The 1,925-nt window shown below is 58.4% G+C and carries 3 protein-coding genes; 2 read left to right on the top strand and 1 reads right to left on the bottom strand.

What is annotated here, in order from left to right:
* Positions 1-220, top strand: a 220-nt coding sequence (locus ACXX82_RS01170; RefSeq protein ID WP_458562208.1) for a hypothetical protein, incomplete at its 5' end; no start/stop codon positions are given.
* Positions 221-222: 2 nt separating this feature from the next.
* On the opposite strand, the gene ACXX82_RS01165 is transcribed toward ACXX82_RS01170, so the two are convergent.
* On the bottom strand, positions 223-1,245 hold the full coding sequence (locus ACXX82_RS01165; RefSeq protein WP_458562207.1) for a beta strand repeat-containing protein: 1,023 nt from the start codon (positions 1,243-1,245) through the stop codon (positions 223-225).
* A 374-nt stretch (positions 1,246-1,619) separates the two neighbouring features.
* Between ACXX82_RS01165 and ACXX82_RS01160 the strand changes: the two genes are divergently transcribed.
* Positions 1,620-1,925 (top strand): hypothetical protein (locus ACXX82_RS01160; protein ID WP_458562206.1); only part of this gene is annotated, 306 nt, incomplete at its 3' end.

Raw genomic sequence — 1,925 nt, 5'->3', positions numbered from 1 at the left:
ACCCGAAGCCGTACCGGTGATATCGAAGGTGCCGTTGTCGATCACGCTGCTCGCACCGGCAATACTGCCGGGACCGGACAATGCCAATGTCGCACCGCTATTAATGGATGCAGACCCTGTAAAACGGTTGATACTGGAAAGCGTCGCGGCACCGCCGGGCGACCGTCAACCCACCCGTACCGCTGACACTACCGCTGAAGTTATCGGCGGCGCTGGCTAGAGTCAATGTCTGATTACCTGGAAGGTCACAGCACCAGCGCCCGACAGACGCTGAATGGTTGCACCCGAAGCCGTACCGGTGATATCGAAGGTGCCGTTGTCGGTCACGCTGCTCGCACCGGCAATACTGCCGGGACCGGACAATGCCAATGTCGCACCGCTATTGATAGATGCAGACCCCGTAAAACGGTTGACACCGGAAAGCGTCTCGGTACCACCGGCTACTGTCAACCCACCCGTACCGCTGACACTACCGCTGAAGTTATCGGCGGCGATGGCTAGAGTCAATGTCTGATTACCTAGGGCCACAGCACCGGCGCCAGACAGACTTTGAATGGTTGCACCCGAAGTACCGGTGATATCAAAAGTACCGTTGTCGATCACACTGCTCGCACTGGCAATACTGCCGGGACCGGACAATGCCAATGTCGCACCGCTATTAATGGATGCAGACCCTGTAAAACGGTTAACACTGGAAAGCGTCTCGGCACCACCGGCTACTGTCAACCCACCCGTACCGCTGACACTACCGCTGAAGTTATCGGCGGCGCTGGCTAGGGTTAATGTCTGATTACCTAAGGTCACAGCACCGGCGCCCGACAGACGCTGAATGGTTGCACCCGAAGCCGTACCGGTGATATCGAAGGTGCCGTTGTCGGTCACGCTGCTCGCACCGGCAATACTGCCGGGACCGGACAATGCCAATGTCGCACCGCTATTGATAGATGCAGACCCTGTAAAACGGTTAACACCGGAAAGCGTCTCGGTACCACCGGCTACTGTCAACCCACCCGTACCGCTGACACTACCGCTGAAGTTATCGGCGGCGCTGGCCAGAGTCAATGTCTGATTACCTAGGGCCACAGCACCGGCGCCAGACAGACTTTGAATGGTTGCACCCGAAGTACCGGTGATATCGAAGGTGCCGTTGTCGGTCACGCTGCTCGCACCGGCAATACTGCCGGGACCGGACAATGCCAATGTCGCACCGCTATTAATGGATGCAGACCGTAAAGCGGCTAGCACCGGAAAGCGTCTCGGTACGCACCGGTGACTGTCAACCTACCGTACCCGCCGACACTACCGCTGAAGTTATCGGTGGCGCTGGCTAGAGTCAATGTCTCATCTACCTGAGTCAGCACCAGCGCCAGACAGACGCTGAAATGGTTGCACCGAAGCCGTACCGGTGAGTATCGAAGGTGCCGTTGTCGGTCACGCGGCCGCACCGGCAACACTGCCGGGACCGGGACAATGCCGAATGCTCACCGCCATTGAGCACGCAGACCCTGCAAACGGTTAACACTGGAAAGCGTCTCGGTACTCACCGTGCTACTGTCGAATCCTGCCTGATGCTGCTACACCTACCCGCTGAAGTCATCGGCGGCGCTGCGTGAGAGTCAATGTTCGATGACCTGATGGGCCACAGCACCGGCGCCAGACAGACTTTGAATGGTTGCACCGAAGTACCGGTGATATCGAAGGTGCCGTTGTCGGTCACGCCGCTCGCAATGGCAATACTGCCGGGACCGGACAATGCCAATGTCGCACCGCCATCAATGGATGCAGACCCTGGTAAAACGGTTGACACCGGAAAGCGTCTCGGTACCACCGGCTACTGTCGAACCCACCCGTATCCGCCACCACCGCTGAAGCTACTCGGCGGCGCTGGCCAGAGTCAACGTCTGACATCAACCCAAGGTCACAGC

It is taken from the genome of Glaciimonas sp. GNP009 (genome assembly GCF_054343755.1).
Note: the sequence above shows the minus strand (reverse complement) of the source record. Positions and strands in the feature narration are given on the sequence as shown.